The 25,744-nt window shown below is 39.9% G+C and carries 24 protein-coding genes; 14 read left to right on the top strand and 10 right to left on the bottom strand.

What is annotated here, in order from left to right:
- The first annotated feature begins 9 nt into the window (after positions 1–9).
- The 3 genes from AC2JBO_RS08505 (at position 10) to AC2JBO_RS08495 (ending at position 3,224) form a co-directional block, all read left to right on the top strand.
- On the top strand, positions 10–1,569 hold the full coding sequence (locus tag AC2JBO_RS08505; protein WP_496953200.1) for a SagB/ThcOx family dehydrogenase: 1,560 nt from the start codon (positions 10–12) through the stop codon (positions 1,567–1,569).
- Between the two features lie 103 nt (positions 1,570–1,672).
- Positions 1,673–2,341 (top strand): ribonuclease T2 family protein, encoded by a 669-nt coding sequence (locus AC2JBO_RS08500; protein WP_496953199.1) that lies wholly within the window; start codon positions 1,673–1,675, stop codon positions 2,339–2,341.
- Between the two features lie 247 nt (positions 2,342–2,588).
- Complete coding sequence (locus tag AC2JBO_RS08495; RefSeq protein WP_496953198.1) at positions 2,589–3,224, top strand: His/Gly/Thr/Pro-type tRNA ligase C-terminal domain-containing protein; 636 nt, start codon at positions 2,589–2,591, stop codon at positions 3,222–3,224.
- A 196-nt stretch (positions 3,225–3,420) separates the two neighbouring features.
- On the opposite strand, the gene AC2JBO_RS08490 is transcribed toward AC2JBO_RS08495, so the two are convergent.
- Complete coding sequence (locus AC2JBO_RS08490) at positions 3,421–4,908, bottom strand: glycosyl hydrolase family 57 (protein WP_496953197.1); 1,488 nt, start codon at positions 4,906–4,908, stop codon at positions 3,421–3,423.
- A 384-nt stretch (positions 4,909–5,292) separates the two neighbouring features.
- Between AC2JBO_RS08490 and AC2JBO_RS08485 the strand changes: the two genes are divergently transcribed.
- From AC2JBO_RS08485 to glpK, 5 genes are all read left to right on the top strand, one after another.
- Positions 5,293–5,442 carry a hypothetical protein gene (locus AC2JBO_RS08485; RefSeq protein WP_496953196.1) on the top strand — a complete coding sequence of 50 codons (150 nt, stop codon included), beginning with the start codon at positions 5,293–5,295 and terminating at the stop codon, positions 5,440–5,442.
- Between the two features lie 42 nt (positions 5,443–5,484).
- On the top strand, positions 5,485–6,501 hold the full coding sequence (locus AC2JBO_RS08480) for a response regulator (protein WP_496953195.1): 1,017 nt from the start codon (positions 5,485–5,487) through the stop codon (positions 6,499–6,501).
- 343 nt (positions 6,502–6,844) lie between these two features.
- The gene (locus AC2JBO_RS08475; RefSeq protein ID WP_496953194.1) at positions 6,845–7,075 is read left to right on the top strand and encodes a hypothetical protein; all 231 of its coding nucleotides are present in this window, start codon (positions 6,845–6,847) and stop codon (positions 7,073–7,075) included.
- A gap of 47 nt (positions 7,076–7,122) precedes the next feature.
- The gene (locus AC2JBO_RS08470; protein ID WP_496953193.1) at positions 7,123–7,602 is read left to right on the top strand and encodes a hypothetical protein; all 480 of its coding nucleotides are present in this window, start codon (positions 7,123–7,125) and stop codon (positions 7,600–7,602) included.
- A 290-nt stretch (positions 7,603–7,892) separates the two neighbouring features.
- A complete protein-coding gene (gene glpK, locus AC2JBO_RS08465) occupies positions 7,893–9,392 on the top strand; it encodes a glycerol kinase GlpK (RefSeq protein ID WP_496953192.1) in 1,500 nt (499 codons plus the stop codon).
- Between the two features lie 75 nt (positions 9,393–9,467).
- Here the strand turns inward: glpK and AC2JBO_RS08460 are convergent, their stop codons facing one another.
- Positions 9,468–10,322, bottom strand: coding sequence for a DUF72 domain-containing protein (locus AC2JBO_RS08460; protein ID WP_496953191.1), 855 nt, complete (start codon positions 10,320–10,322; stop codon positions 9,468–9,470).
- 246 nt (positions 10,323–10,568) lie between these two features.
- On the opposite strand from AC2JBO_RS08460, the gene AC2JBO_RS08455 reads away from it, so the two are divergent.
- The 3 genes from AC2JBO_RS08455 to AC2JBO_RS08445 all read left to right on the top strand — a co-directional run bounded on the left by AC2JBO_RS08455 (position 10,569) and on the right by AC2JBO_RS08445 (position 13,576).
- Positions 10,569–11,474 carry a helix-turn-helix domain-containing protein gene (locus AC2JBO_RS08455; RefSeq protein WP_496953190.1) on the top strand — a complete coding sequence of 302 codons (906 nt, stop codon included), beginning with the start codon at positions 10,569–10,571 and terminating at the stop codon, positions 11,472–11,474.
- Positions 11,475–11,673: 199 nt separating this feature from the next.
- Positions 11,674–13,245 (top strand): DJ-1/PfpI family protein, encoded by a 1,572-nt coding sequence (locus AC2JBO_RS08450; RefSeq protein ID WP_496953189.1) that lies wholly within the window; start codon positions 11,674–11,676, stop codon positions 13,243–13,245.
- Positions 13,246–13,258: 13 nt separating this feature from the next.
- Positions 13,259–13,576 (top strand): YciI family protein, encoded by a 318-nt coding sequence (locus AC2JBO_RS08445; protein WP_496953188.1) that lies wholly within the window; start codon positions 13,259–13,261, stop codon positions 13,574–13,576.
- Positions 13,577–13,760: 184 nt separating this feature from the next.
- On the opposite strand, the gene AC2JBO_RS08440 is transcribed toward AC2JBO_RS08445, so the two are convergent.
- The 6 genes from AC2JBO_RS08440 to AC2JBO_RS08415 form a co-directional block, all read right to left on the bottom strand.
- Positions 13,761–14,291 carry a putative outer membrane beta-barrel protein gene (locus tag AC2JBO_RS08440; protein WP_496953187.1) on the bottom strand — a complete coding sequence of 177 codons (531 nt, stop codon included), beginning with the start codon at positions 14,289–14,291 and terminating at the stop codon, positions 13,761–13,763.
- Between the two features lie 252 nt (positions 14,292–14,543).
- Positions 14,544–14,756, bottom strand: coding sequence for a hypothetical protein (locus AC2JBO_RS08435; protein WP_496953186.1), 213 nt, complete (start codon positions 14,754–14,756; stop codon positions 14,544–14,546).
- Positions 14,704–14,901: a hypothetical protein gene (locus tag AC2JBO_RS08430; RefSeq protein ID WP_496953185.1), complete on the bottom strand. Its 198-nt coding sequence runs from the start codon at positions 14,899–14,901 to the stop codon at positions 14,704–14,706. Before AC2JBO_RS08430 ends, AC2JBO_RS08435 begins: the two co-directional genes overlap by 53 nt.
- Positions 14,902–15,111: 210 nt before the next feature.
- The gene (gene murJ, locus AC2JBO_RS08425; RefSeq protein WP_496953184.1) at positions 15,112–16,734 is read right to left on the bottom strand and encodes a murein biosynthesis integral membrane protein MurJ; all 1,623 of its coding nucleotides are present in this window, start codon (positions 16,732–16,734) and stop codon (positions 15,112–15,114) included.
- 115 nt (positions 16,735–16,849) lie between these two features.
- The gene (locus AC2JBO_RS08420) at positions 16,850–17,356 is read right to left on the bottom strand and encodes a pentapeptide repeat-containing protein (protein ID WP_496953183.1); all 507 of its coding nucleotides are present in this window, start codon (positions 17,354–17,356) and stop codon (positions 16,850–16,852) included.
- Positions 17,357–17,570: 214 nt separating this feature from the next.
- Positions 17,571–19,034, bottom strand: coding sequence for an LCP family protein (locus AC2JBO_RS08415; protein ID WP_496953182.1), 1,464 nt, complete (start codon positions 19,032–19,034; stop codon positions 17,571–17,573).
- A 167-nt stretch (positions 19,035–19,201) separates the two neighbouring features.
- Here AC2JBO_RS08415 and AC2JBO_RS08410 point away from each other — a divergent pair, with 167 nt between their 5' ends.
- Together AC2JBO_RS08410 and AC2JBO_RS08405 are read left to right on the top strand one after the other, a co-directional pair.
- A complete protein-coding gene (locus tag AC2JBO_RS08410; protein ID WP_496953181.1) occupies positions 19,202–20,266 on the top strand; it encodes a mannose-1-phosphate guanylyltransferase in 1,065 nt (354 codons plus the stop codon).
- Between the two features lie 286 nt (positions 20,267–20,552).
- Positions 20,553–22,199 carry an ABC1 kinase family protein gene (locus AC2JBO_RS08405; RefSeq protein WP_496953180.1) on the top strand — a complete coding sequence of 549 codons (1,647 nt, stop codon included), beginning with the start codon at positions 20,553–20,555 and terminating at the stop codon, positions 22,197–22,199.
- A gap of 318 nt (positions 22,200–22,517) precedes the next feature.
- On the opposite strand, the gene AC2JBO_RS08400 is transcribed toward AC2JBO_RS08405, so the two are convergent.
- Positions 22,518–23,438 carry a hypothetical protein gene (locus AC2JBO_RS08400; RefSeq protein ID WP_496953179.1) on the bottom strand — a complete coding sequence of 307 codons (921 nt, stop codon included), beginning with the start codon at positions 23,436–23,438 and terminating at the stop codon, positions 22,518–22,520.
- Between the two features lie 20 nt (positions 23,439–23,458).
- Positions 23,459–24,505 (bottom strand): hypothetical protein, encoded by a 1,047-nt coding sequence (locus AC2JBO_RS08395; RefSeq protein WP_496953178.1) that lies wholly within the window; start codon positions 24,503–24,505, stop codon positions 23,459–23,461.
- Positions 24,506–24,685: 180 nt separating this feature from the next.
- On the opposite strand from AC2JBO_RS08395, the gene AC2JBO_RS08390 reads away from it, so the two are divergent.
- Entirely contained in the window at positions 24,686–25,282 is a 597-nt protein-coding gene (locus tag AC2JBO_RS08390) for a neutral zinc metallopeptidase (protein ID WP_496953177.1), read from the top strand.
- Positions 25,283–25,744: the final 462 nt, after the last annotated feature.

The raw sequence follows: 25,744 nt of genomic DNA, 5'->3' as shown, positions 1-25,744 counted from the left end.
AACTAAGACATGCCAGAACTACGCCATTCGATAACTCATCACTACCACGAACGAACTAAGTACGACCCCGATACTATAGCGTCCAAAAGCCACGAATTGGATTGGTCGAAGCAACCTGTACCATTTAAAGAATATAAAATTGGTACAGTTTTTGACCTAAAGCCGTATATCCAAGAATCTGGCGATTACTCCATTAATAATGCGTCGGACTTTGATACCCCTGATGCTTCCACTGTTGCATGGTGGCGCCGCTTATCACGGTTGCTATTTTGCAGCTACGGTTTAACAGCCAGAATGCCATCGATGGGGAGTGCAGTATTTTTACGGTCGGCGCCGAGTGCAGGCGGTTTATATCCAGCCGAAGTATATTTAGTTTCGCGAGGAACACCGTTATTACCTGCTGGTTTATATAACTACCAGTCACGAACGCATTCGCTGTTGCAATTTTGGGAAAGTGATGTATGGAAAACTTTGCAGGATGCTTGTTTTTGGCATCCTGCTTTAGAAGCTACTCAGTTTGCCATCGTCATCACAGCAGTTTTCTATCGTTCAGCTTGGCGTTATGAAGATAGAGCATACCGCCGAATATTTCTTGATACTGGACATTTATTGGGAAATATTGAACTATCTGCTGCGATGAATGACTTTCGACCCCACCTTATTGGTGGTTTTGTTGATCAAGCAGTCAACGATATGCTTTACGTTGACTCCTCGCAAGAAGGCGCCACGGTAGTTATTCCTCTAGCTGACTTACTCGATATCAAACAAAATTTACCAGCTGGACGCACAGCTTTACCATCTGCAACAGAAACCGACTATCCAAAAATTCCAGATGGAGAGCTGCTAAAGTATGTTCATACTGTTACCCAAATTCTGCCGGGTACAACAGGTAAATTAAATTTACCCGAAATCAGGCAAAAAAAATCTATCGAAGACAAATATAAGTTTCCCTTCTGTCAAAAAATTTCAACATTAACAACACAAATCGATTGGGGGGATAAACTTGATAAACTTTCTTCAACAATCCTCAAACGTCGTTCTACAAGGGCTTACAGTGGAGATGACTTAACTTTAGACGAATTAAAATCATTACTAGATTTTACATACCAACCCCAGCATTATATAGACCAAGAACTAGATATCTCTCCAGATTACTTCGACTTAAATTTAATACAAACATTTATCGCAACTTCTGGGGTAGAAGGACTTGAAGCTGGTTGTTATTACTACGCACCTGCTTCGCAAGAGTTACGACAAATTCGCTTTAAAAACTTCCGTAGAGAATTACATTTTCTCTGCTTAAGACAAGACTTAGGACGCGATGCATCTGCTGTAATTTTTCATACAGCCGATTTAAAAGCCGCGATATCTCAGTATGGCGATAGAGTTTACCGCTACTTACATATGGACGCTGGGCACTTAGGACAAAAACTAAATTTAGCAGCTGTCCGTTTAAATATAGGAGTTAGCGGTATTGGTGGATTCTTTGATGATAAAGTCAATGAAGTTTTGGGTATTCCTCAAGACGAAGCTGTATTGTATGTCACTACAATAGGGCGCCCAATGTAAACATTTTCCATTTTGTGGAATGGGCATCCTTGCCCATTCCATATTAAGACATTTTGATAAACATAGATTAAACTAGCGCATGTCAAACTAACGCGCGTTCCAAATGTCTCTAAGACGAATTTTCATCACTGCCTCAGTGCTATTAACCACAGCCTCAGTCACAACTAGCGCTTTTGCCCAAAGCAAAGGCACTCCCGGTAAATTTGATTTTTATGTACTAGCCTTATCTTGGTCTCCTGACTATTGTGCAGCCAAAGGAGACAGTGACCCATCTCAATGTAAACAAGGAAAAAAACTAGGTTTTGTTTTACACGGACTGTGGCCGCAATACCAAAAAGGATATCCCGCAAGCTGCACCACAGAACCATTACCAGAAGCAGTTCAACAGCAATTTCCCAATCTTTATCCTAGTGCCAAACTCTACACTCACGAATGGGAAAAACACGGAACATGTACAGGCTTAACCCCAGCACAGTACTTAACACTATCAAAACAAAAGAAAGATTCAGTAACAATTCCAACAGCCTACATCAAACCAAGTAAACCCTTCCGTACTACTATAAATCAACTACAAAACGACTTTGTTGGCGCCAACGGAGCATTCACAAGTCAAAGCATAGCCCCTTACTGTTCAGGTTCCGGACGCTTCCTACAAGAAATCTTTGTTTGCTTTACCAAAGACGGCAAACCAGGCCCTTGCAGCGCAGAAGTTCTCAAACGTTCACAAAAAAGTTGCGGTCAACCAGACTTCCTAGTACGCAGCGTTCGCTAGAATATAGACCGTAGGTTAGGCGTCTCGCCTGACCTCAAAAATATGGTATTGGGCGAGTTACCCCTCGCAGCAATGGCAAATTTGTCTTGACTTTATTCGATAAAAGTCAATTTGCAGTTCAACCCAAAGACTTCAAAGCTGTTTTCAGAAAAGATAGCTATGCTTATAAGTTTGGCTTAAGATAAATCCGGCATTTTAGAGAAATTGCCGGATAATTATTTGTCTAGTATTTACTGTATTTGATGGGTTGAAAACAGAGAACGAGAAATTTCCAGGCGCCGACCATACTTACACTATCGAGACAATGACGCAAGACCGTCGTGCAATTCAGCTAGGTACTAGCCATCACCTTGGAACAACATTCTCACAAGCTTTTGACGTTAAGTATTTATCTGCCCAAGGCAGTTTAGAATATCCATTTGCAACAAGTTGGGGTATAAGAACCCGTCTTATTGGCGCTATGATAATGGCTCATTCTGATGACCAAGGATTTATTTGCCCTCCTCGTGTTACTCCATTACAAGTTGTTGGCATCCCAATTTATAAAACAGACGATGATAAACAAACTGTTTTATCTAAATTTGAACAATTGCAACAAAAATTCAGATTAATTGATAAATTCTCATTCCGAGTAGACGCGCGTGATAACTTAAGTCCTGGCTTCAAGTTTAATGACTGGGAGTTAAAAGGCATTCCACTTCGTCTAGAGATTGAATCCAAGGATTTGGCAAATGAAAGTTGTATCTTAGCAAGACGCGATACAGGGGAAAAAATTAATGTACCACTTGACCAATTAGAAGAACAAATACCTGAAATATTGGATTCTATTCAAAACAGTTTGTTTAGAAAAGCTCAAGAATTTCAGCGTCAGCATACTAGGTGAAAACTCTTGTTTCAATGATAGTCGCCGTTCTATCGAACAGGTTGCAAAAACTTTGTATCGTACAGACCCTTTGAAAGAGAAAAAAATTATAGCTATTACTACAGCTTTTGAGAGTGTAGGAATAAAAGTTTGAAATATTAAGCCATGTAGGATAGGCATCTTGCCTGTCCTACAAATTAACGGACAGGCGAGACACCTATCCTACGACTAATTCTTCACCACGTCTATATAACTCCCGCGCGTACTCTGTCCATGTGCCTTGTCCCCAATATCGAAAACAGCTAGTTTGCAACAATAAGTTATAAAGTAGTGCTTTTTGGTAATCTTCGCGTTGTGTTACTGATGCATCTTGTTCAACTAACTTGTCATATTTTTGGTGAAACAACGCGCTAAGTTTATTCATTGGTTCGAGTACATTCTCATACCCCTTAACCCAACTTAAATCATTCGTCCATGAGGCGCCATCAATATGAAACTGATTATCATTTGCTTTTAATTCTTGAATTGCATTTGCTACAGTTTCCGGTGTTACACTATTCACGCGCTGCCATATTTTATGTTGTTGTACAGCTTGAATTTCTGGATAATTATCTGGGTTGGCGCCTGCTGCCTCAATTAATTCTAGATACTCAGTACCATTCATTGCCACAGTTCCGGCATGATTATTACCAGCATCCCTAATTTCGTGATAAATTCTGAATAAATCACGGGGATATTCATTCATCATCACACCCCCATTCTCACCATCGGCAATTTGTGTGACATTTGAAGGAATACTAATATTACCAACTTGCTGTTTACCACGTCCTTTCGCTTCAAAGTAAGGTTGCATTTGGGCAACCAGTTTTGTATCCGAACCTTGAGTTTTAATTAGTGCAGTAATACTAACTGTTTCACCGTGAGAATTACGCGCGACTAACTTATTGGGAATATACTTTTGGTCATGATGCAAACTGGCGCCATCTAAACGTTCGACTGAATGCTCTTGCACCATTACCCATTTATACCCGCATTCCTTCAAAGCTTTTACGTACTCATATAAAGTATCCGGATGATTAGGTAAATGCATTTCGGGAGGAGAAAATCCTTTTACCCGCTTCAAAGCATCGTACCCGAATATTGCGGCAAAATAATGCTGCCAAGCTTGAATATGTAATTTGATGTCAGGAATAGGAGTAGAAGGAATAACCGCATGACTCCACATCGTACCCAACCATTCCACGTAAGGTTGATACTGCACATCGCAGGTAATGCGCTTGAGAGTATCGATAATGTCGGTGTGCTGCTGTCGTAAACCCCAAAGTAAATTACCCGAATAGTCGAGCATAATACGGGGGTTACATCCTTGGGAAATTAATTCTGGAATAAAATCACCCATACGTTTATAACACCAAGCGAAAACACCCGCATTATGGTTGTCCCCATCATGGGGATGTTCAAACATATGTTGAAGATTACTGATTAATTCACCGTTGAAACCTGCGGGGATAGTGGGTTGGTGCATATGAAGCGCGCAGGCAAACCCAGCATTAATATTTTCGAGCCGTAAATTCGTTGTATTCAAAAATACAGGGTTATTGTGGGTTGTAACTAAATGAATTTCTGATTCCCAACCGCTAATGTTTGGTAAACCGAAACGAACATCATCAAGTTTAGGGAGGGGGGATGAAATAGTAGCAGTCATTCCATATGTCCTGTAGAAGCTTACTCATTTTGACCCCATGATTGCTGTTATACCAGAAAGTCACTAAATAAATTAATAACCAAACTTTGCTCCATATTATTAATTCTGGTGGGTTGTCTATATAATACGTCTTCCAACGGTGTCACTCCTGCAACCACTTCATGTGATTAAATTTGGGGGGTAGGCGCCTTCCTTGAAACTTTGTTAGCTCTTACCTCTGCGAACTCTGTGTATCTGTGGTAAAAAATATATCATCAAAATTAACTATATGAATTTTGAATCAAGCGAAAAGTAAAATTTTTATAAATTTACGAGGATTTTGTCACTACTATGTCACAACTTCACAATTATGCTGCATGGTATAATCCATAAGGAGACAAATCAATGGCGCCTCAAAAAGAATCAACTATTCCCGATACCTTACTTAATGAATTCAAAACTTGCACCCAGTTGCATTTCAATGGCAAGCTTGAAATTGAATTTTGTACAGGGCATAAGTTTTCTTTTTACTACCGTTTAGGACGCATTGTGTAGGCAAGTGGAGGCGCCCATCCACTTCGACGCTTTAGCCGAAACATGGCGCAATATTGCCCACAGATTAATCTTGATACAATCCAATCGCAAACGCACAATCAAGATATAGAACATTGGGATTATTTAATCCTAGAAGCTTTGTATAAAAACCAAAAAGTTAAATGTGAGCAAGTAATTCAAATTATTTATAGCACAATCGGTGAACTTCTATTTGATTTAACGCAGCAAACAAGCTGTCATATCAGTGCTTGTCAGCGCAGCAAAGAGGTAATTTTAGAGGCGCCAATGAGTCTTTCTAGCACAATGGTGTCACTCGAATATATATTTCAATCGTGGCATTCCTGGTCAGAAGCTGGTTTAGCAAGTGTTTCTCCTGACTTAGCACCTATACTACGACAAGCAGAACAACTTCAACACGTAGTTAATCCAGCAGTATACGATAAATTTGTCAAGTTGATGAAAGGTAAATATACACTGCGTGACTTAGCAGCAAAAGTGAAGAAGGATGTATTAGCTATCAGCCGTTTTTTACTTCCTTATATTTCGCGTGGGTTTGTCGAATTAATTAAAGTAGAAGATTTTCGTTTATTTACAAAAGAAACTAAAAATATTTCCATCCAAACACAATCATCAAAAACGCCATTAATTGCTTGCATCGATCATAGTCCTAGAGTTTGCTGGCTTATGGAACAGATTATTACTCATCACGGTATGAATTTTGTTGGTATTCACGACCCTTTGAAAATCACATCAACTTTAACTGAGCGTAAACCAGATTTAATATTATTAGATTTAAATATGCCAGTTATCGACGGTTATGAAGTTTGCGCTCAAATCCAACGTATTTCCAGTTTAGCTAAAACACCTGTCATCATCTTAACTGATAATGATAGTCTTTTTAACCGGATACGCACGAAAGTAGCTGGCGCCAATGATTTTATGAGTAAACCTGTGGAAGCTCAAAAAGTGATGGATATGTTACGCAAGCATTTATACTTTGAAAAGACATCACTTCATGATTCTCCAATAGTACCTAAATATGAAATAAGTTATGTTTAATCTTAATTTAAGATTCCCGACTTCTTTAAGAAGTCAGGAATCTAACCACCTGTAACGCAAAGGCAAAAATTTATTGGACGCGCGTCCTTAGCTGGTGCAAATGATTTTATAAGTAAACCCGTGGCAACCGACAAAGTTATTCATGTAGTACACAAATATTATATTATTCATGCAACATCACTTCATAACTCTCCAACAATACCTAAAGAGTGAAGTGAGTTATGTTTAAGTAGTATTTTAATTCTAGTTGCATAAACCATAAAAGCCAAACATGTAAACGTTTAGATAAGTAAGGATAAAAACTTACACAAAGATTAAACACATCATGTTTGTGAGATTTACTATGAAAAAGTTAGCTATTCTCGGTTCTGCTATTGCATTCTTCTTATTGTGTAACGTTGCTACCCATTCCAAAGCAATGGCTCAATCTACACAAAAACAAAATACTAATACGGAGCAAGTTGCTGAATCTACCAACACATCTGAATCTGAACAGGAGCAATCAACTGATACCGAACAAGAAACAGACTCATCCACCAAGAAACCTGAGTCTAAAAGTAATGGCGGGTGCTAAAACCATTCTTTCAACATTTCAATAATTTTAAACTCAGGATTTTCTCTATGATTCATCATATCTCGATTGCGGCAAATCAACCGCAACACGTTGCCCAAATTCTTGCTGAACTATGCCAAGGACATTTCTCGGAGTTTCCCAATCATCCCGGATGCTACATTGTTTTACCTTTAGATTCACATGGAACAATGATAGAAGTACTAACATCAGACTCTGAATTTACACCCCTTCAGGTCGATGGAGAAAATAGTTTGCATCAAAATCCCTATCCTTCTAAATATAACGCCTTTCATGCGGCAATTTCAGTTCCAACTTCTTCTGAGCAAATTCATGAAATTGCAAAGCGCGAAAGTTGGCATGTTAAAACATGCGACCGTCAAGGATACTTTAGTGTTATTGAGGTTTGGATTGAAAATAAACAGTTGCTGGAGTTTCTATCTCCAAAAGAAGCGGCTCAATATCTTGCTTTCATGCAACCGCAATCGTTAAAGCAGTTTTTATCAGAAGCAGCACCCTCTAGGAGCTAAAGAAGCTCGTTCAAACATTTCAGGACTTACGATATTGTCACAATTGAGAGTCGGTGCGTGACGCTACAGGTCTTATAGCTACGTTGAAGTTTTTTTGTGGCGTCACACACCCTACGATTTTTATGTGCCAGTTACGTAAGTCCTACATTTCAATCTTTACTTGAAAGCGCGCCCAAATATAGTTAGCATTTCGCCTGTATAAGGTCAGATTCCCGACTTTTTTAAGAAGTCGGGAATCTTTAGGTGTTTAATGGTTAAATCACTGATGGCTGTAAGGGGAAGACTGGGATATGCAGGCGCCAAAATACATTCTGGCATTGGATTTAGGTACAACAGGGAACCGCGCGTTCGTCTTCAACGCTGACGGTAATATAGCAGGTAGTGCTTATAAAGAACTTACGCAGCATTACCCACAACCTGGATGGCTAGAACATGAGCCATCAGAAATTTGGAATGATACCTGCTGGGTTATACAAACAGCAATAGCAAATTCCCAAGTTACCCCTGCACAAATTGGCGCTATCGGACTTACCGTCCAACGTGAAACTTGCTTGCTATGGAACAAAACCACGGGAGAACCGCTTCATAATGCCATTGTTTGGCAAGACCGACGCACAGCAAGTTTTTGTTACGAATTACAAGCACAGGGCTATACTCAAGAAATCTATGACCGTACTGGTTTAGTTATCGATGCTTATTTTTCGGCAACCAAGCTCAAATGGTTACTAGATAATGTTCAAAATATTGATATTCATAATACTCTAGCAGGCACTATTGATACATGGATACTATGGAAATTGACGAATGGGAAAGTCCATGCGACTGACCATAGTAACGCTAGTCGAACCATGTTGATGAACTTACCGACAGGCGCCTGGGATGAAACGTTATTAAACTTATTTCAAATTCCTGTAGACATATTACCTAAAATTCAACCCAGCTTAAGTCACTTCGGTGTTACTGATACTAATATATTGGGAGTTGAAATTCCCATCACAGCTATATTAGGCGACCAACAAGCTTCATTATTCGGTCATGGCTGTTCAAAACCAGGTTTAGTTAAATGTACTTATGGAACTGGTAGCTTTTTAGTAGCACACACAGGCTCACAAATCATTCGTACATCGCAGCAACTTATCTCTACAGTAGCTTGGACACAAAATAATTCCTATAATTCAAATCATTCATTTGATATAGGCTATGCCCTGGAAGGTAGTATGTTTACAAGCGGCGCCTGTATTCAATGGCTACGCGATAGTCTTAAACTCATTAAAACTGCCGCTCAAACTGAAACAATGGCAACGAGCGTTACAGATAATGGGGGTGTATATTTTGTCCCAGCATTAAGTGGGTTAGGGGCGCCTCACTGGAACATGAGCGCACGGGGAGCATTTTTTGGAATTACAGGTGCCGTAAAACCTGAACATATGGTGCGTGCTGTCTTAGAAGCAATAGCTTACCAAGTTAAAGAAGTTGTAGAAGCAATTAACGCATCATCTACTATACCTGTACAGAAATTAGCAGTAGATGGAGGCGCGTGTAATAATAATTTCTTAATGCAATTCCAAGCTGATATTTTGGGAATTCCGATAGAACGTCCGGTTGTTCGTGATACAACAGTGCAAGGTATTGCTTTTGCAGCTGGGTTATCTATAAGTTTGTGGGATAGCTACGAAGTGTTAATCCAAAAGCGTCAAATAGACCGTGTATTTGAACCAGGTGAAGGAAATTTAAATAATTTTGTAATATGGCAAAAAGCTGTTGAGCGTGCGAAGCATTGGGCAAACTAACTGACAACGGATGTAGCGGATGTAATGGATAAGCTTATAATTCATCCGTTACATCCGTTGTATCCGTTGCCAAGTTCACCACAAGTTTAATTGATTAGGTTGAGTATTTAATTGATTCCAAGGTAAAGCTGGAATTTTGACGTTACTTTCTTCTAATAGCTTTTGAAAATACTGCGCGTTACCAGGAGAGTGTTCTTCAATAGGACAGTGAACAAAAAAGTAAATTTGTTTTCCTTGCTGTAACCAATTTTGGATTTGCGCTACCCACTCTTCCATAAATTGCTGGTTCATTTCTAACTTCGGGTGTGAAATAAACCGAATTAAACTGAAAGGCGCCGTAATACTAAACTCTACGGGTAATTGAGGTTTGCGTCGTTCTGACTCCAACTGTGGGTCATCATCTCCAGTATAAATGGGGCGGGTATCTAATAATACTCTGCCAACTCCAAATCTTTCTAAAAGTGTATTTAATTCTATTTGATCAACTTCTCTAAACCAGTCGCGATGACGAACTTCAACAGCTAAGGGTAATTTTGTTTGCTGCCAAGCTTCTAAGAAAATTTCTAAATCATCAATAGACTTTGGCGCATAGCTTGGTGGTAGCTGTGCGAACATTGGTCCCAAACGGGCACCTAACGGTCGCATCCGTTCTGCAAAATCTAAAGCTTGATTAATATAAGGTTGTAATAATCCGTTATGAGTAACATCGCGCGGTAACTTCGGGCAAAATTTAAAACTAAGTGGTGTTTGTGTTACCCATCGGGAAACAGTTTCTTGACTAGGTACCGCGTAAAAAGTCGTATTACCTTCTACTGTAGTAAAACGCTGACTGTACAAGTTAAGAAAATCAGCATTGCGAGTACCTTCGGGATAAAATTCCCCTATCCAACCCTTATATGCCCAAACAGCGCATCCTAGAAAAAAACTCACGGCAAATATTTGTGAATAAATTACTAATATAATAGCGAGTAAGGTGGCAGCCTTTTCAATGCGAACTAGTGAACTAGTGCAAAAATTAGATAGTCTCCAAGAAAAACATAAATGGTTGACAGAACCGCTTTATTAAGTGAGTGATGCAGTTAAGAAGATGCCATTTTTTGATTGGCTGAGTCGGATAGAGAGTCCCTTAGATTTCAAACCCGCAGCAGTCCAGCTTTTTTATCAAGAGCAAGCACAATGTCAGAAAGACAACCCTTAACCGTTGACTTTACCCAAGAAGAGCAGGTTTTGCAGATTTTGCCGCGCCCATCGCTGCGATCTAGCGAGAACTTAGGGTGGAATGGTATTTATGTTCAGCAACATCAACAGCCTGCTTGGGAAACGCCCGAATATGTTCACACGAAGCATATGCTTCTGGTTCACAACCCTGCTCTCACTACCAAAGTAGAACGTTGGTTTGATGGACGTAGGCAACAAAAGCGATTTGGAGGCAGCAATAATATCGCGATTGTTCCCGCAACGGTTTTGCATCAAGCTAATTGGAATCAGGAAAGTTCCTTTTCTTTAATATTTATTGAACCCAATCGCATAATTCAGGTTGCACATGAATCAATTGTACACAGTCGCGTTGAGCTGATTCCTCATCATGCTATGCACGATCCCTTTATTGACCAAATTGGGCGATCTCTCACAGCAGAGCTAGAATCTAACAACCAGTTTAACAGCAGTTTATTCGCTGATTCGCTCGCAATCGCACTTTCGATTCATCTATTAAGGCACTATTCAAACTGGCAGCAACCCCTGCGCGAATATACTTCTGGACTGCCGCAGCGGAAATTACAGCAAGCCATAGAATACATCAATGAACATTTAGTAGAAAACCTGTCTATTGAAGCAATTTCTGATGAGTTAGAGATGAGTCAATACTATTTTTCTCGGTTATTTAAGCAATCAATGGGTATGTCACCATATCAATATGTCATGCAACAGCGAATTTTGCAAGCAGAATCGTTGTTAAGAAATACTTCGCTCTCGATAGCAGAGATTGCCTCTAAAGTTGGCTTTTATAATCAAAATCAACTTACAATTCAATTCCGCAAGTTCACAGGCACAACGCCCAGCAACTACCGCAAAAAACTTTGATAACAAGCGGAAGTTTAGAGCAAGATTCTGATAAATTTAGCAGGAATCGATGAACAATCTTAATTATTTATTTAGATGTTATAAATTAGGATACAGTATTGCTAAATTACACAAATGTTCTAGGAGCTTAAACTCAGATTGGGTGGTTACTTGTCTCCAGAAGTCTATTAATCCTTGCTCATACTCACATAGAGAACCCATGACAAAAGTATTAATTGTTACTACAAGTCACGATCATTTTGATGGAGCCAATCTCCATTCAACTGGCGTATGGATGGAAGAATTTGCCCTACCTTACTTGGAGCTATTGAGCAACAGCATTGAAATGACTATCGCAAGTCCCAAGGGCGGAGAAATGCCTGTTGACCCACGTAGTCTTCCCACTTCAGAGCAAGAAAAAGCTTGGCGAGGCGCCATCGAAGCTTCAAAGCACACGGTTAAGTTATCAGAGGTAACTTCTACAGACTTTGATGCCATTTTTCTGCCCGGTGGTCATGGTCCAATGTTTGACCTTCCAGACAATCCATATTTACAGCAATTACTCAGAGAGTTTCATGATGCCGGAAAAATAATTGCGGCTGTATGTCACGGGCCTGTTGGGCTGGTCGGTGTAACGCTGTCGGATGGAACGCCACTGGTTAAAGATAAAGTACTAACCTCTTATACCAACTCAGAAGAAATTGCAGCAAAGCTTGACAAAGAGATACCATTTATTTTGGAACAACGTTTGCGTGAGTTGGGTGCGATTTTTATTGCTCATGAAAACAAAGCAGATCATATTGAGCGAGATGGAAAACTGATTACGGGACAAAATCCCAACTCTAGTGCTAGTATCGCCCGTGCGATTGTTACTGCTCTCAATCATCAACTTCCCAGCATTTTTGATGGCATTCCAGAAGTAATTGTGCCAGCCCAAACAATCGCAGAATTTCAAGTCAACACCTTTTTGGAAAATATTGCCATCGACCCGCATGGAACAATATTTGTCACAAGCTATGAGGAAGGCAAAATCTATCGTATTACTTCAAGCGGTGAACGTAAGGAGTTTGCCAGCATTAATGGCAATGTTGCAGGTATCGTTGTTGATCGTACAGGAAATATAATTGTTGCTGCTTCTATCGAGAACAAAACACCTGCCATCTTACGCATTAATTCAGCTGGAGTTGTAGAAACCCTAGTGATGTTAAACGACGCGATTTTTTTGAATGGCATGACTCATTTAGAAGGTAATCGCTATCTAGTTGCCGATTCCTACAAAGGTGTAATTTGGGAGATAGATGCGAACACCAAGCTTGCCCATATTTGGTTACAAGACAATCTCTTAGCCCGTTCAGACACAAGCAACCCTGTTCCGGGCGTTAATGGAATAAAAATATACAACAACTCACTATTCGCTTCCAACACGCAGCGTCAATTGTTAATTCGCATTCCTTTGACAGAGAAAGTTACACCCGGAACGCCAGAAGTCTTTTTAACCAATATTAACCTAGATGATTTTGCGTTTGATACGTGTGGTAATCTTTACGGTGCAACGCATTTTTATAATAGCGTAATTCGCATATCCCCCGAAAAGCAAATCACAACAATTGCCTCTTCAGAACAAGGTATGGCTGGCAGCACAGCATTAGCATTTGGTCGAGGTAAGGACGATCTCACAAATATCTATGTCACCACAAATGGAGGGATGTCGCTGCCGCTTCCAACGGGAGTGGAACTAGCCAAGGTTGTGCGTTTAGATGTAGGTATTGAGGGACTTAATAACTTAATATAAGGAGAATCTAAAGATGCGCTTTGCAATTCAATGTGTCTTAGCAGAAAACGTCAATGAAAAGCGACTAGCTTTGAGACCGACTCATCTCAAATATCTGGAGGCAAACAAAAACAGAATTTTTTGTGGCGGTCCAACGGTAGATCGAAACGGTCAGCCCGAAATGATGCTGATTATTCTTAATGCTCTTGATTTATCATCAGCCGAAGCTTTTATCGAAGCAGAGCCTTATAACCAATCAGGAGTGTTTGAACAAGTAACCATTCGCGAATGGCGACAAGTATTACCAGAGGCTGAAGCAGGCGCCCTTTTGCAAGAAATTAATCGCTCCTAAAAATCAAACATTACTTAAAGTTGAAATTTTTTGAGAGTAATAGGGGTGTATTTGGGTGTAGTGATTGTTGGGGTGCGCCAGTTTGCCATACGCACACCCTTTGCATTGGCAACTGGTCTTACCACACGTGCGGTATCAAGCGCCGCCGAGTGGACTGCCGAGCCCGTAAGGCACCACCGTACTTTTAGAAGCGATAACCGACGCCAGCTTGTAAGCTTACTGCATCAGCAGAACTATTCTTGTACGCATCAATACCCCACTTGGTATCACCGTAAACAACGACGTTTTTAGCAACTTCAGATTCGGCACCAAGAGTTACAACAGGAGCGTTTTTATTTCCAAGTTGGCTGGCATAACCTTCGTTGGTTTGGAACGAGTAACCACCACCGACATAGACGTTAGTATTTTTGGCAACAGGTGCGTCGAGAGTTACCATTGGGATGAGTGCCGTTGAGTTACCACCAAACAATGCGGCGCCACGAACTGAAACTTGTGAATTAGGAATCGCGTAACGTCCTTGTACGTTACCACCAAATGTTGCCGCGTCATCTTGTTGACCACCATTGGTAACACCTGCCGAAACACCGACGCCAACATAGCTACCGTTCATTCCTTTTTGTTGAAGTTCTACTGGTTGAGCCGAAGCAATACCTGCTGAAACAAATATAGAAGAAAGTGCAAGGGCAGCAGTAGCAGTTAGTTTTGCGAATCTCATATAAATTATCCTCACGCTTGGAGAATGCTTAATCTTTATATATATAGGATCGCTTTTTTTACGAAACTTAACCTCACACTCATCGGTCATTCGAGCAGGTGAAAATAGCTTCACCCAGTTGGATGTGGCGCCGAAAAAATCTACAAGCTATAATATTAGTGAAACATTAAGATAAAAATCAAAATAAAAAAGAGCAAATGTAAATATTTACTCTCCTTGAATATATTAATTCAAGCTAAACTTATTGACTGCTTAGAAGCGATATCCAACGCCAGCTTGTATGCTTAATGCATCTCCAGAGCTTCTTTTGTATGCATCAATTGCGTACTTTAAGTCTCTGAACAAAACAACGTTTTTACTAAGAGCAGATTCTCCACCAAACCAAACAGCACCACGTACAGAAACAGGAGCATTAGGAATCGCGTAACGACCTTGAACGGCGCCACCTAACGAAAGCAGCATCATTGCTACGTGCACCATTGGTAAGACCTGCGGAGGCGCCTACACCGATATAGCTACCAGACATTCCTGTATCAGCAGAAGCAATCCTAGCCGATAGAAAAGCAGATGTAACGAAAGCTACAGATAACGCAGAAGCTACTAGTCTCATACTGACTCCTCGCTAGGGTTATTTGTCATCAATGCTTACGCATATAGTAATAAATTAAACCTAGGCATGGATTTATATACTGTTGCAAGAATATGAATTTTCAAAAAATCACCCGATTGGGTGAGCTAATAATATAGGACGGGCAAGGATGCCCGTTCCACAAGATGTTCCACAAGATATTAAGTGCATCCCATAAGAAGTTCATCTGAACTATTTTTTGAATATCCGTTGTCGCATTTTTACGACAAACCTATTGATTTCAGGTATTCTCATGACAGCAGCAATGGCGCCAAATACAAGGGTGCCAACTAAACCTGCTACCGATAGCTGAAATAGAAGAGTAAGTAAAGTTTGTTCACCGATTAGAAATCGCTGCGTAAGTTGGAGGGTGGCGAAACTTGAAATTCCACCAGCAACACTCGCAGCAGTTAAACCTAATATTGGTAAACTCCACTCTAACCACGGTAAACCACCAATTTTGCGGTCAAGTAAATACAACAGCATTAATGTTGAACTTAAGTTTACCCCTACGGTTGCTAGTACTAAGCCAGGGGCACCAAATGATCTGATGAAAATCAAATCAAGGGCAACATTTAGGACAATATTAAATAAGCTAATGCGAAATGGCGTATTCCCATCACCTAAAGCATAAAACACCCGTACTAAAACATCACGTCCAAGATAAACGAACATCCCGGCACCATAAGCAACCAGCAGTGAAGCAACTAAATCAGAAGCTTTCTGGTCGAATGCTCCTCGCTTATATACTAAATCTACTATGGGTTGGGATAAAGCAATCATCATTGCGCCTAAAGGCAACATTGTAAATGCCGAAAGAATCAGTCCTTGACGAATGCGCTGCTTTAATTCACCCCAGTCTTGAGGGTCAGTAAGACGAGAAAATATAGGTAGTAAAGGAACTAAAACAATATTAGATATTACTCCTAAAGGTGTTTGAACAAGTAAGTTGGCATAGTTCAATCCAGAAGCGGCGCCAGGAATATAAGAAGCAAATATAGAATTAATCTGCCAATTAATATAAAGCATTCCAGAGGAAAACGTTGCTGGGAGCATGATTTTCATAATTTCCCTTACCCCTGGTTGATTAAAGTCAAACCGCAGACGCAATCCACCCATTCCAACGCGCGCTTGTGCTACAAGTTGGACTGCCCATTGCAACACAGCACCCGCAGTTGTACCGACTGCTAAAATTGCACCACTATATATAACATTTTCTGCTGCGTAAATATTTTTTCCTAACTGCAATCCCAGAAATCCGACAGCAATGACAACCGTAATACTCGATAGTAAAGGGCTAATCGAAGGCAACCAGTATTGGTTAGCAACGTTAAGCGTACCAAAACCAATACCAATTAGCCCTGCTAGCACTGCTATCGGTGCCATAATTTGAAGCTGTCGGGTTGCAATTGCTTTAATTAATTCTCCATCTGAACGTTGGTCTAAACCAGGTGTTGTTAAATCAATTAGATTCCCGGCAAAAACTACCAGCAAAATCGTGACTGCCAAAAGCACGACACCTACAAGCGTCGTCATTGTTTCGACCAAAGGTGCTGCTTCTTCTTTCTTCCGCTTCGCTAAAACGCTGACAATTGCGCTATAAAACGGACCATTGATACCCCCCAGTAATATCAGTAGAAATCCGGGGACGATATAAGCGAAGTTATAAGCTTCAGCAATTGCGTCTGTACCAAATGCGGCGCCAATAGCGACTTGGCGCACTAATCCTACAACTTTGCTAATAATTGTAGCGGCTGCTACAATTCCAGCGATTCCAGCGAGGGAGCGAGTTACTTTTTTTTGTTCTTGTGACACAAATAATACCCGAATCTTCAAGAGACGGCGCTTATCTGTTGAACATTTAACATGAAAGTGACTATTCTGTCAGGCAAATTTTAATCAATTATTCAGCATTACCATCGCGCGATCCTTATCTACATCCTAAACTATCGCGCGTTGATATGCCTGTGACTGGGTTTACACCGTCTGCACGTTCGCACATCAAGTTTACCTGGTAACGGTCTATAAGCGCATTACTAAAGTCGGCGCCAGTAATATCAGCATCGAATAACCTGCTACGGGTCAGTGTTGCGTCGGTGAATATTGCGTTTTTAAGGTTAGCGCTGTCTAGAGTAACACGGTCTACCAAGGCGCCTGTCAGGTTTGCTCCTTCCAAATTAGCTTTGAGCATTACACCTTTAGTAAACATCGCATTCGTTAAGTTGGCACCTTTGAAATTAGTGCCACGCATTTCTGCTGCTACAAAGTTTACACCTACTAAATCAGTATTCGAGAAATCGCGGTTTTCTAAACTGGCGTTGTTGTAGTTAATTGTATTGATTTGTGCATATCCTGGCTTGGCATTAAATATTACTAATAAACATGCCAAACTCAGTATAGCGATGAGAGTGAGAATACCACGTAAAAGTTTTTTCATATCTGTAGGCGCGAAGTCCTTAGTACGAGCATCAAAATTAATGACGTACAGTAATAGTAATAAAAATCCCTCCTAAATACAAATTGGAGGGAGTTATTTTCATACTTTTGTAAATTAATATCGTTTTACATTTAAGATGTACGTTAATTGATGGTGCGTAACGCGCTAATCGTTCTTCGCTTCGTAGGAAGATTGTTGGCGCGCGTTACACACCCTACTTCCAATCTTTACCGACGCGAATTGTAATATCAGATTCGAGGTCACCTGTAGCAGCAACTTCGACGTGACCCAGACCGAGAGCTTTTTTAACTTGTTCGCCTAGCTCTCTGTCACCTCTTTGAACAATAATCTGTGTTTCGCGAAGGGTGTCTGACCAGTCGGTAGATGCGTAAGCTTTAGCAAAACCTTTTTGTTTAAGAGTACTAATAACTTTTTCGGTTACTCCGGGCTTCTTTGAAGCATTTTGAATAGCAACTTTTAGGTTTGGTATAGGTTTAACGATAGGTCGCATTCCCGCAATTCCAACACCTGCATAATCATTTAACAGTTTAACTTGTCCGGTTAAGTCAATCCAGTAGCTGTTAGGGTCAGCACTTAAACGGCTAAAAATACCGGGCAAAATCGTCATTTGAAAATTATCGCGCTCTAAGTTGGAGGTGAAATTGACTAATGCCATCATTTCTTCCAACTTTAAATTTGTATCGAAGTACTTTCGCATAACGCGGATGAGTTGCGGTAAACGAGGCGCTACTGTGGGACTCGATAATTTTTCGCGTAGTGCCATTAATAACGCTTGCTGACGCTGGACGCGCGGTAAGTCTCCGCTATTGGTTTCACGGAAACGCGCAAACTCTTCAGCTTGCTCTCCATTGAGGTTTTGCCAACCTTCGACCAAGTTTATTGTTAAGCGTGTGGAACTGTCTTTGTAGTTCATTGCTTGCGGTACAAATACCTCAACTCCACCTAACTGGTCAACTAGCTGACGCAAACCGCTTGTGGAAATACGAATATAACGGTCGATAGGAGCATTATTTAAAGTTCGGCTGATAACGCGGTTGGATAGTACTGGACCTCCTTGAGCATTTGCTTGCGATACTTTGTTCAAACCCTTTTCAGGAATGGAAATCATTGTATCTCTCGGTATTGACAGTACACGCGCGGTTTTATCTTCAGGGTTTAGCCGAACTAGCAGCATTGTATCGCTTTTTCCAGCAAAACTTTCCGGGGAACCATCCACGGTTCGCGGTACGGGCTCAATACCCATGACTAAGATGTTCATCGGACGAGTCAGCTTATATTGCGAAATATTGCTCCACAAATCTGCTGGCAACTGCGTTTTCTCTGATTCTTTACCAGACAGTTGTAACTCATCATCAGCATGGTCAACAGTACTCCATAAAGGAGTCCACAACGCTAATGCCGATACCATCAACCCAGATAAAGTCATTCCAACTGCAATGCTCAGTATCCAAAATAACCAACGAGGTATCGATAGACCTAGCCGCTGATAAAGCTGGCTAGGAATCGAGGCTGTTTTTCTCACCGGATTTTGAGTAACATTATCTGAATAATTTACCGTCCCATTACGGGATTGTTCTGAATCAGATGGTGCTTCTTGATTCTCTAACCAATCAGTATCTTGATTTTCTTGATTTTCTTTACGTTCTACTTTAATCACGACTTTCTCCCCACTCAACCAAACGCCGTTTACTACAACTGGAGGAAACCCCAGCTTTAGCAGTGGCCACTCCCTTAAGGCTATGTTAATGCAAGCTTTTAAACTTGCCAGTGGAAAAGCTTACAGTACACACTTGTAATGTTTTAAATTTAGGTTTGTTGAACAATATGAAGACAGCATTCTTTCCTGTAATCCTTGCTGGTGGTAAAGGTGAGCGTTTTTGGCCCCTAAGTCGCCTGAGCCGACCGAAGCAATTTTTGTGTCTCGATGGTACTGACCGAAGTCTTTTACAAGCTACTGCCGACCGACTGCTTAGTTTAGCTTCTGGTTGGGACAACCTGTGGGTTATTACTTCTAGTCTGTTGGCACAGGGTGTTCGTGACCAATTAAGCGAACTGCCATCAAGTAACTTACTTGTTGAGCCAGAGGGAAGAGACACAGCAGCAGCAGTTGCTTGGACTAGCTTAGAAATTGCGCGTCGCTACGGAGAAGACGCGATAATTGGCTTTTTTCCAGCAGACCACTGGATTGCTGACCACTCAGTGTTTTCACACACTATAAATGCAGCTTCCCAACTAGCAGCAACCACAGATGCAATTGTGACGTTGGGGATCAAGCCAACGTTCCCTTCAACTGGTTACGGTTACATTGAACAAGGCGAAAAAAGTGGTATCATAGATGACTTGCCAGCTTATCATGTGAACCGCTTTACTGAAAAGCCTAATCGTGAAACTGCAGCAAACTTTTTATCTACGGGTCGTTTTAGTTGGAACAGTGGCATGTTCATTTTTAGAGCTGGTGTTGTCCTTAAAGAACTACGCGCGTATGCTCCAGAAATTATCGAACCATTGGAAAAAAACGGCTCACAGATCTATCCCCAACTGCCTAAAAAGAGTATAGACTACGCTTTAATGGAAAAGACAGGTTTAGCATATGTATTACCTGTAGAATTTGGTTGGGACGACCTTGGTGACTGGAATGCGATCGAAAGGCTTCTTAAAAAAGCAGATGCACCGAATGTTGAACTTGCTACCCATGTCGGTTTAGATACGAAAGGTGCCGTTGTTTATGCATCAAATCCAGATGATGTAATTGTTACAATCGGACTTGAGGATGTAGTTATAGTACGTGATGGAAATGCTACCCTTATCGTCAAAAAAGACCGTACTCAGGAAATAAAACAAGTCCTCAATACTCTAAAAAGTGATTCTAAATTTAAAGAGTTACTTTAATTTAGTTATGAGTCCTGAGTGCTGAGTTATGAGTGCTAAGTTTTAAGTTGTAATTCGATACAGACACAATTAAAAGTGTTTCTACTCAGCACTCAGCACTCAGCACTTTTAAAACTGTTGGCAGAGGCAGAATGTACCTTTTTTTAGTATAACTTAACTATCTTGAGAAGTTAAAAGTTGAGATGCGCGGAGCCATGAGTCATAAGTTATGAGTAAGACTCAGCACTCAGCACTCAGTACTCAGCACTCCTAACTCTTAACTCCGCGCCTCCTAACTTTTAAAATTATGTTTATTACGCAAACAGTTCCTCGTCAACGTGAAATAGTCGAAGTTCTTCTCCGCAATGGTTGGGACTATATGCGGCGCCTGCTTACAGGTGGTAAACCAGAAGACCCGCAACTTCCGACACCAGCTGTATTAAAGAAAATTCTTATAGACCTAGGACCCGTTTACGTAAAACTCGGTCAACTAATGTCAACTCGTCCTGACATTTTAAGTGCTTCCTACATTGAAGAACTTTCAACTTTACAAGACGAGGTTCCACCTGTAGCTTGGTCAGAAGTAGAAATACTTATCCGTAAGCAACTAAAACGTCCTCTCGAAGAATCATTTAAATATATAAATCCTGTCCCAGTTGCCGCTGGTTCAATTGCTCAAACGCACCGTGCGACTCTTATTGATGGTCGCGAAGTTGCCATGAAAGTTCAGCGTCCTGGTATTGATGCTACTATCGCTCAAGATATCGCTTTGATTCAAGGTATTGCCGATTTAGTCGCGCGCACAGAATTTGGACAAAACTACGAAATTAAATCTATTGCTGAGGAATTTTGTAAAGCTCTTGAAGCTGAACTTGATTTTACGCGCGAAGCTAGCTTTACCGACGAACTACGTCGCAATTTGTCACAAAGTAAGTGGTTCGATACCACGAAACTTGTTGTTGCTGAAATTTACTGGGATTTAACGACACCCAAGATAATGGTGATGGAATGGCTCGATGGAGTTCCTTTACTATCAGCACAAATTGACACTGAGCATGAAGGTAAAGACCCTGTTACAGTACGTAAGGAAATAACAACTTTATTATTCCGCGCGTTTTTCCAACAGCTATATATAGATGGCTTTTTCCATGCTGATCCCCATCCGGGAAACTTATTTTATCTACGAGATGGTCGTGTTGCGATTTTGGATTGTGGCATGGTTGGGCGCCTTGATCCCCGCACTCAACAAATTCTTACAGAAATGTTACTTGCGACAGTTGACTTAGATGCACAAAGATGCGCGCAGTTAACTTTACAACTAGCCGACTCAACCCAGCCAGTAATTCTGTCGCGACTAGAAAGCGACTATGACCGGATGCTGCGGAAGTATCATAACCTGAACGTTGCCCAAATCAACTTCTCACAAATCATTTACGAAATTCTCCAAGTCGCACGAAATAACAAAATTCGCTTACCCCCGAATATGGGTTTGTATGCCAAAACCCTGGCAAACTTAGAAGGTGTCGCGCGTGGCTTTAATCCTGAACTTAACTTTTTCGATGAAATCAAACCTTTACTTACAGACTTATTCCGGCGCCAATTACTAGGAGACAGTCCATTTCGTTCGTTGTTACGTACAGCACTTGACCTCAAAAGTCTCTCTCTCCAATCGCCCCGTCAAATAGAACTACTATTAGACCGAGTAACATCAGAAACATTACAGTGGAATATCTCTTTACGCGGATTAGATGGCTTACGTCGCACAATGGACGATGCAGCCAATCGACTCTCATTAAGTATCCTCGTAGGTTCACTAATAATGGGCGCCGCAATTATTTCCACAAAAGCACAAACCGTACAGCTATCACTGCTAAATAATATTTTATTCGCTGCTGCCAGCTTATTAGGTTTATGGCTTGTTTTCAGTACATTGCGTGCTGGAAGAAGGAAGTGAGTATGGGACGGGCAAGGATGCCCATCCCACAAGATGTCTATTAGTCTATGTCATTAATTTTGATGAGTTGTAGCACAAAGTCACAGATGTGCAGTCAAAATGTCACCTTACAACAGGACACCATTTTGCTTGTGCTGCCAATTAAACGTTAATCAAGGGTACTTCTATTATAAAAGTTTCTCTACATAAGTAACGGGGGGCGAACGCCGCCAGTCGGAGGCTCCTAATAGACTCATCCGAACACCTGAAAGCATGAATGAAGATGGCTGTTTCATCTAAAAACTCCTACAACCTTTATTTGTAACAATAAATTATCCGTTACATCCGTTGTATCCGTTGCAAAGATTGAGATTGAGGAGAAGTAGTATTATTCCTCTGTGGCATAAATAAAGATACAAAGGCTAGTAAAATTGCTAATAAACTTCCAACACCAATGAAAAGTAACTTTTGATTTGTTTGTGCTTGATACTCATCTACTTTGGCAAGACGGTTTGGAATGTGTTCTAGTTGCTGCACTGTATTTTGCTTAACTTCATTGATTGAAGCTTTTGTGTTATTGAGTTCTGATTCGAGACGGTTTAAAGATTGCTGTATTTGTTTCTGATTATTAGCTACATCTTCTAAACGCTGCTCAAGTTTTGCTTCAAGTTCTTCTTGATAGCGTTTTGATTCGGTTTTTATATCGGTTTGAATATTTACTAAGTTTTGATGTGCTTGATTATTTAAATTTTCAACGTGATGATTCAATTCTTGTTGAAACTGAGTAAAATTTTCTAGAATTTCATGTTTTAACACAGTAAACTCTTGTTGAAGAGCTTCGTAGTTGCGAGTTACTTGTTCAACTGCATTTTTAGATTCGTCTTTTATGTCTATTGACAATTGACGTAATTCATACTCTGATTTTTTAAATTGCTGATTTAATTCTTTCTGGAATTGAGTAAAATTCTCTATAATTTCTTGCTGCAAATTAGTAAATTCTTCGTTAAAATGCTCATTTGCTGAATTTGCTTGCTTGATTACATTTTTTGATTGGTCTTGCAATTCTGTTGCAGTCGCGCGTGATTGTTCGATGAATTCAGTCAGCTGTTTATGTTCAACTTGTAATTCTTTATACTTTTGTGAAAATCCTTCAAAATCAGTTTGAATTTTAGCTAAATCGTTTAAAGCTTCAGATGATTCTTTAAATTTCACGCGATAGCCCGCTAACTCTTGCTCTAAGCTTTTTAAAAAATCTGTCATTTTTTTATCCTCCATTAAAATTAAAATTTTGACGCAAATGCTTGCCTGATGTCGCTTATTACTGGCTTCACGCGGACAACTTCATCACTAATTTCATTCAACTTTCTAATTTGCCATAATAGCATCAATGCATGGTATTGTATTGAATCAATACCAAATTTATTTTCTGCTTCTTGGAATAGAAACATAAATCCTTCTTTATTATCCCAGCGTCCGCCACGTTGAATTAGCCAATCAAAAGCTTGTTCTGGATATATTAAGGCAGCTTCTTGATAAAACATTAAAATATTATCGTTCTGATACCCTTGTTTTATACCTTCATGAAATCCAAAGTTTAAATAATCAAAAGCTATTGTTTCTCTACCTTTACGTTGTCGAGCTAAAGTACCAGCTAGATACAGTGCTGATAAGTTAGTGGGGGAGCGCTCTAAAACATTAGTAACGCGCGCAAATAGTCCGGCAACGGCGCCACGGTCTATAGTTTTATTCAAGACCTCAATAATATTCCGTCTATCAAATTCCTCTAAAATCTGATTAATTTGTTTACTAATATCATCAATTTCAGCTTCTTCTAGTAAAATATTTGCGGTATCTGCCTCAAACTTCAAATTAGGATTACAAACATCACAAAAACCACATCTATAATTTTTATTCACTAAATTTTCGACATAATCAAAAATACTTCTGATTACAATGCGACGACAAATATTTTCTTTATGGCTGTTTGCATACTCTAACTGGTTAAACAGCATTTGATAACGCATTCGAGGAATAGTCTCATAAATTCGCCCTAAAAGAATCTCTAAACTAGCTCTTAAAACTTCGTTACTTATTTCTTGTATCCAACTACTGAGATAATCGTAGTTATATTGACCGTCAGCATAACTAAGAGGAGACTTTTGATTTAATATCAACTCAATAGCATCAGGTTGTATTTGCTCAACAGTTTTAAGGACAGCAGTGCGTATTGCAACTGGTAAAGTGCCTAATGGTTCTTGTTCAGTAATACCAAGAAGTGTTAGTCCAGATAAATGATAAATAAGTTGCCATGACGATAGAGCATTCAAAATTGATACACCCTCCTAAAATCTAGTAAGTTGTAAATAATAATTAATTTAAGATTTTGATTTGCGTTTGCCGCGCTTGACTGACAAAATGTTTGAGTGGCGCCACTGAAATATTCCTTTCTAGTATTGTATATATTAATAAGGTTTTTGTGCGTGATATTTAGATGTATTTCCTCAAACATGAAAATAAATAAATTGCTTACCAATATTATTACTGGTATTGGCTACTTGTTCGTTACATTACCTGTATTAGCTGAATGGAAACCTAGGACGGTTGTTCAGGGTGTATATTCTGGTATACAGCAAATTCACGGTTATCAAGCTACACCGAAATTAATTTGGGATGTACCTAACGGCGCCAGGGGAGGTTGCGGTAGAATTTACGGTAGTCATTACTGTGTTCGTAATCACACAGTGTATATAACTAGGCAACATATACGTATGGCATATCAACATGGAGATGCAGCTTTAGCTTATATTGTGGCACATGAATATGCTCATGCAATGCAAACAGCGTATGGGTTTCAGCCTAGCATTACACCTATTTCCGAATTACAAGCAGATTGTTTGGCAGGGGTTTATATTGGATTAATTCCAAATATTGAGTTTGATAATAGAGATATTCAAGAAATAGCTTCATTTGCGTACCGTATTGGTGATTATAATTGGCACAACCCACAACATCACGGTACTCCGCAACAACGTGTAAAAGCTGTTGTTTTAGGTATGCAAGCTTCGCAGCGAGGGAAAAATGGTGTTAAAGCTTGTTTAAGATAGTAGGGTGCGTGACGCTATAAAGGAATTTCAACGTAGATACAAGACCCGTAGCGTCACGCACCAACTCATGATTGTGACAGTCTTCGTTAGAAAATAAGGCACCATCATAACTTATTACCCAGATGCTACACCCAAAGGTTCCGATTGTAAAAGATAAAGACTTCAAACAATCCAATTATGCACTTATTTATTCTTTAAATAGATAATTGTAAATAAATTCAACATGTAACAAAGTGTAAAGTTAAGAGAAAAGCTTGATTTGACATGGGTTTGAGCTTATTTACCAAAATAAACATAGTTATATTTTTAACACTAACTTACTTGTCTTCATTATAAATTCATGAATAATTATAACTTTCATAAAGTTATAATTATTGCTTCATGAAAGCTTTATATAAGTGCTTATACCTAAAAAGTATAATCATTCTAAACTAGTCTAGAGTTAATTAGGACATTTACAAT

Source organism: Calothrix sp. CBUCES-K 9914 (genome assembly GCF_059640475.1).
The sequence above is the reverse complement of the archived record's forward strand: the minus strand, read 5'-3'. Positions and strand labels throughout refer to the sequence as shown.

What these genes read in the sequence shown, in the direction of transcription:
- AC2JBO_RS08470 (WP_496953193.1), top strand. Translation starts at nt 7,123, where the DNA reads ATGATTCATCATATCTCGATTGCGGCAAATCAACCGCAACACGTTGCC.
- AC2JBO_RS08450 (WP_496953189.1), top strand. Translation starts at nt 11,674, where the DNA reads ATGACAAAAGTATTAATTGTTACTACAAGTCACGATCATTTTGATGGA.
- AC2JBO_RS08445 (WP_496953188.1), top strand. Translation starts at nt 13,259, where the DNA reads ATGCGCTTTGCAATTCAATGTGTCTTAGCAGAAAACGTCAATGAAAAG.
- AC2JBO_RS08390 (WP_496953177.1), top strand. Translation starts at nt 24,686, where the DNA reads ATGAAAATAAATAAATTGCTTACCAATATTATTACTGGTATTGGCTAC.
- AC2JBO_RS08455 (WP_496953190.1), top strand. Translation starts at nt 10,569, where the DNA reads ATGTCAGAAAGACAACCCTTAACCGTTGACTTTACCCAAGAAGAGCAG.
- AC2JBO_RS08440 (WP_496953187.1), bottom strand. Translation starts at nt 14,291, where the DNA reads ATGAGATTCGCAAAACTAACTGCTACTGCTGCCCTTGCACTTTCTTCT.
- AC2JBO_RS08430 (WP_496953185.1), bottom strand. Translation starts at nt 14,901, where the DNA reads ATGAGACTAGTAGCTTCTGCGTTATCTGTAGCTTTCGTTACATCTGCT.
- AC2JBO_RS08410 (WP_496953181.1), top strand. Translation starts at nt 19,202, where the DNA reads ATGAAGACAGCATTCTTTCCTGTAATCCTTGCTGGTGGTAAAGGTGAG.
- AC2JBO_RS08435 (WP_496953186.1), bottom strand. Translation starts at nt 14,756, where the DNA reads ATGATGCTGCTTTCGTTAGGTGGCGCCGTTCAAGGTCGTTACGCGATT.
- AC2JBO_RS08505 (WP_496953200.1), top strand. Translation starts at nt 10, where the DNA reads ATGCCAGAACTACGCCATTCGATAACTCATCACTACCACGAACGAACT.
- AC2JBO_RS08400 (WP_496953179.1), bottom strand. Translation starts at nt 23,438, where the DNA reads ATGACAGATTTTTTAAAAAGCTTAGAGCAAGAGTTAGCGGGCTATCGC.
- AC2JBO_RS08475 (WP_496953194.1), top strand. Translation starts at nt 6,845, where the DNA reads ATGAAAAAGTTAGCTATTCTCGGTTCTGCTATTGCATTCTTCTTATTG.
- AC2JBO_RS08405 (WP_496953180.1), top strand. Translation starts at nt 20,553, where the DNA reads ATGTTTATTACGCAAACAGTTCCTCGTCAACGTGAAATAGTCGAAGTT.
- AC2JBO_RS08480 (WP_496953195.1), top strand. Translation starts at nt 5,485, where the DNA reads ATGGCGCAATATTGCCCACAGATTAATCTTGATACAATCCAATCGCAA.
- glpK (WP_496953192.1), top strand. Translation starts at nt 7,893, where the DNA reads ATGCAGGCGCCAAAATACATTCTGGCATTGGATTTAGGTACAACAGGG.
- AC2JBO_RS08500 (WP_496953199.1), top strand. Translation starts at nt 1,673, where the DNA reads ATGTCTCTAAGACGAATTTTCATCACTGCCTCAGTGCTATTAACCACA.
- AC2JBO_RS08490 (WP_496953197.1), bottom strand. Translation starts at nt 4,908, where the DNA reads ATGACTGCTACTATTTCATCCCCCCTCCCTAAACTTGATGATGTTCGT.
- AC2JBO_RS08485 (WP_496953196.1), top strand. Translation starts at nt 5,293, where the DNA reads ATGGCGCCTCAAAAAGAATCAACTATTCCCGATACCTTACTTAATGAA.
- AC2JBO_RS08420 (WP_496953183.1), bottom strand. Translation starts at nt 17,356, where the DNA reads ATGAAAAAACTTTTACGTGGTATTCTCACTCTCATCGCTATACTGAGT.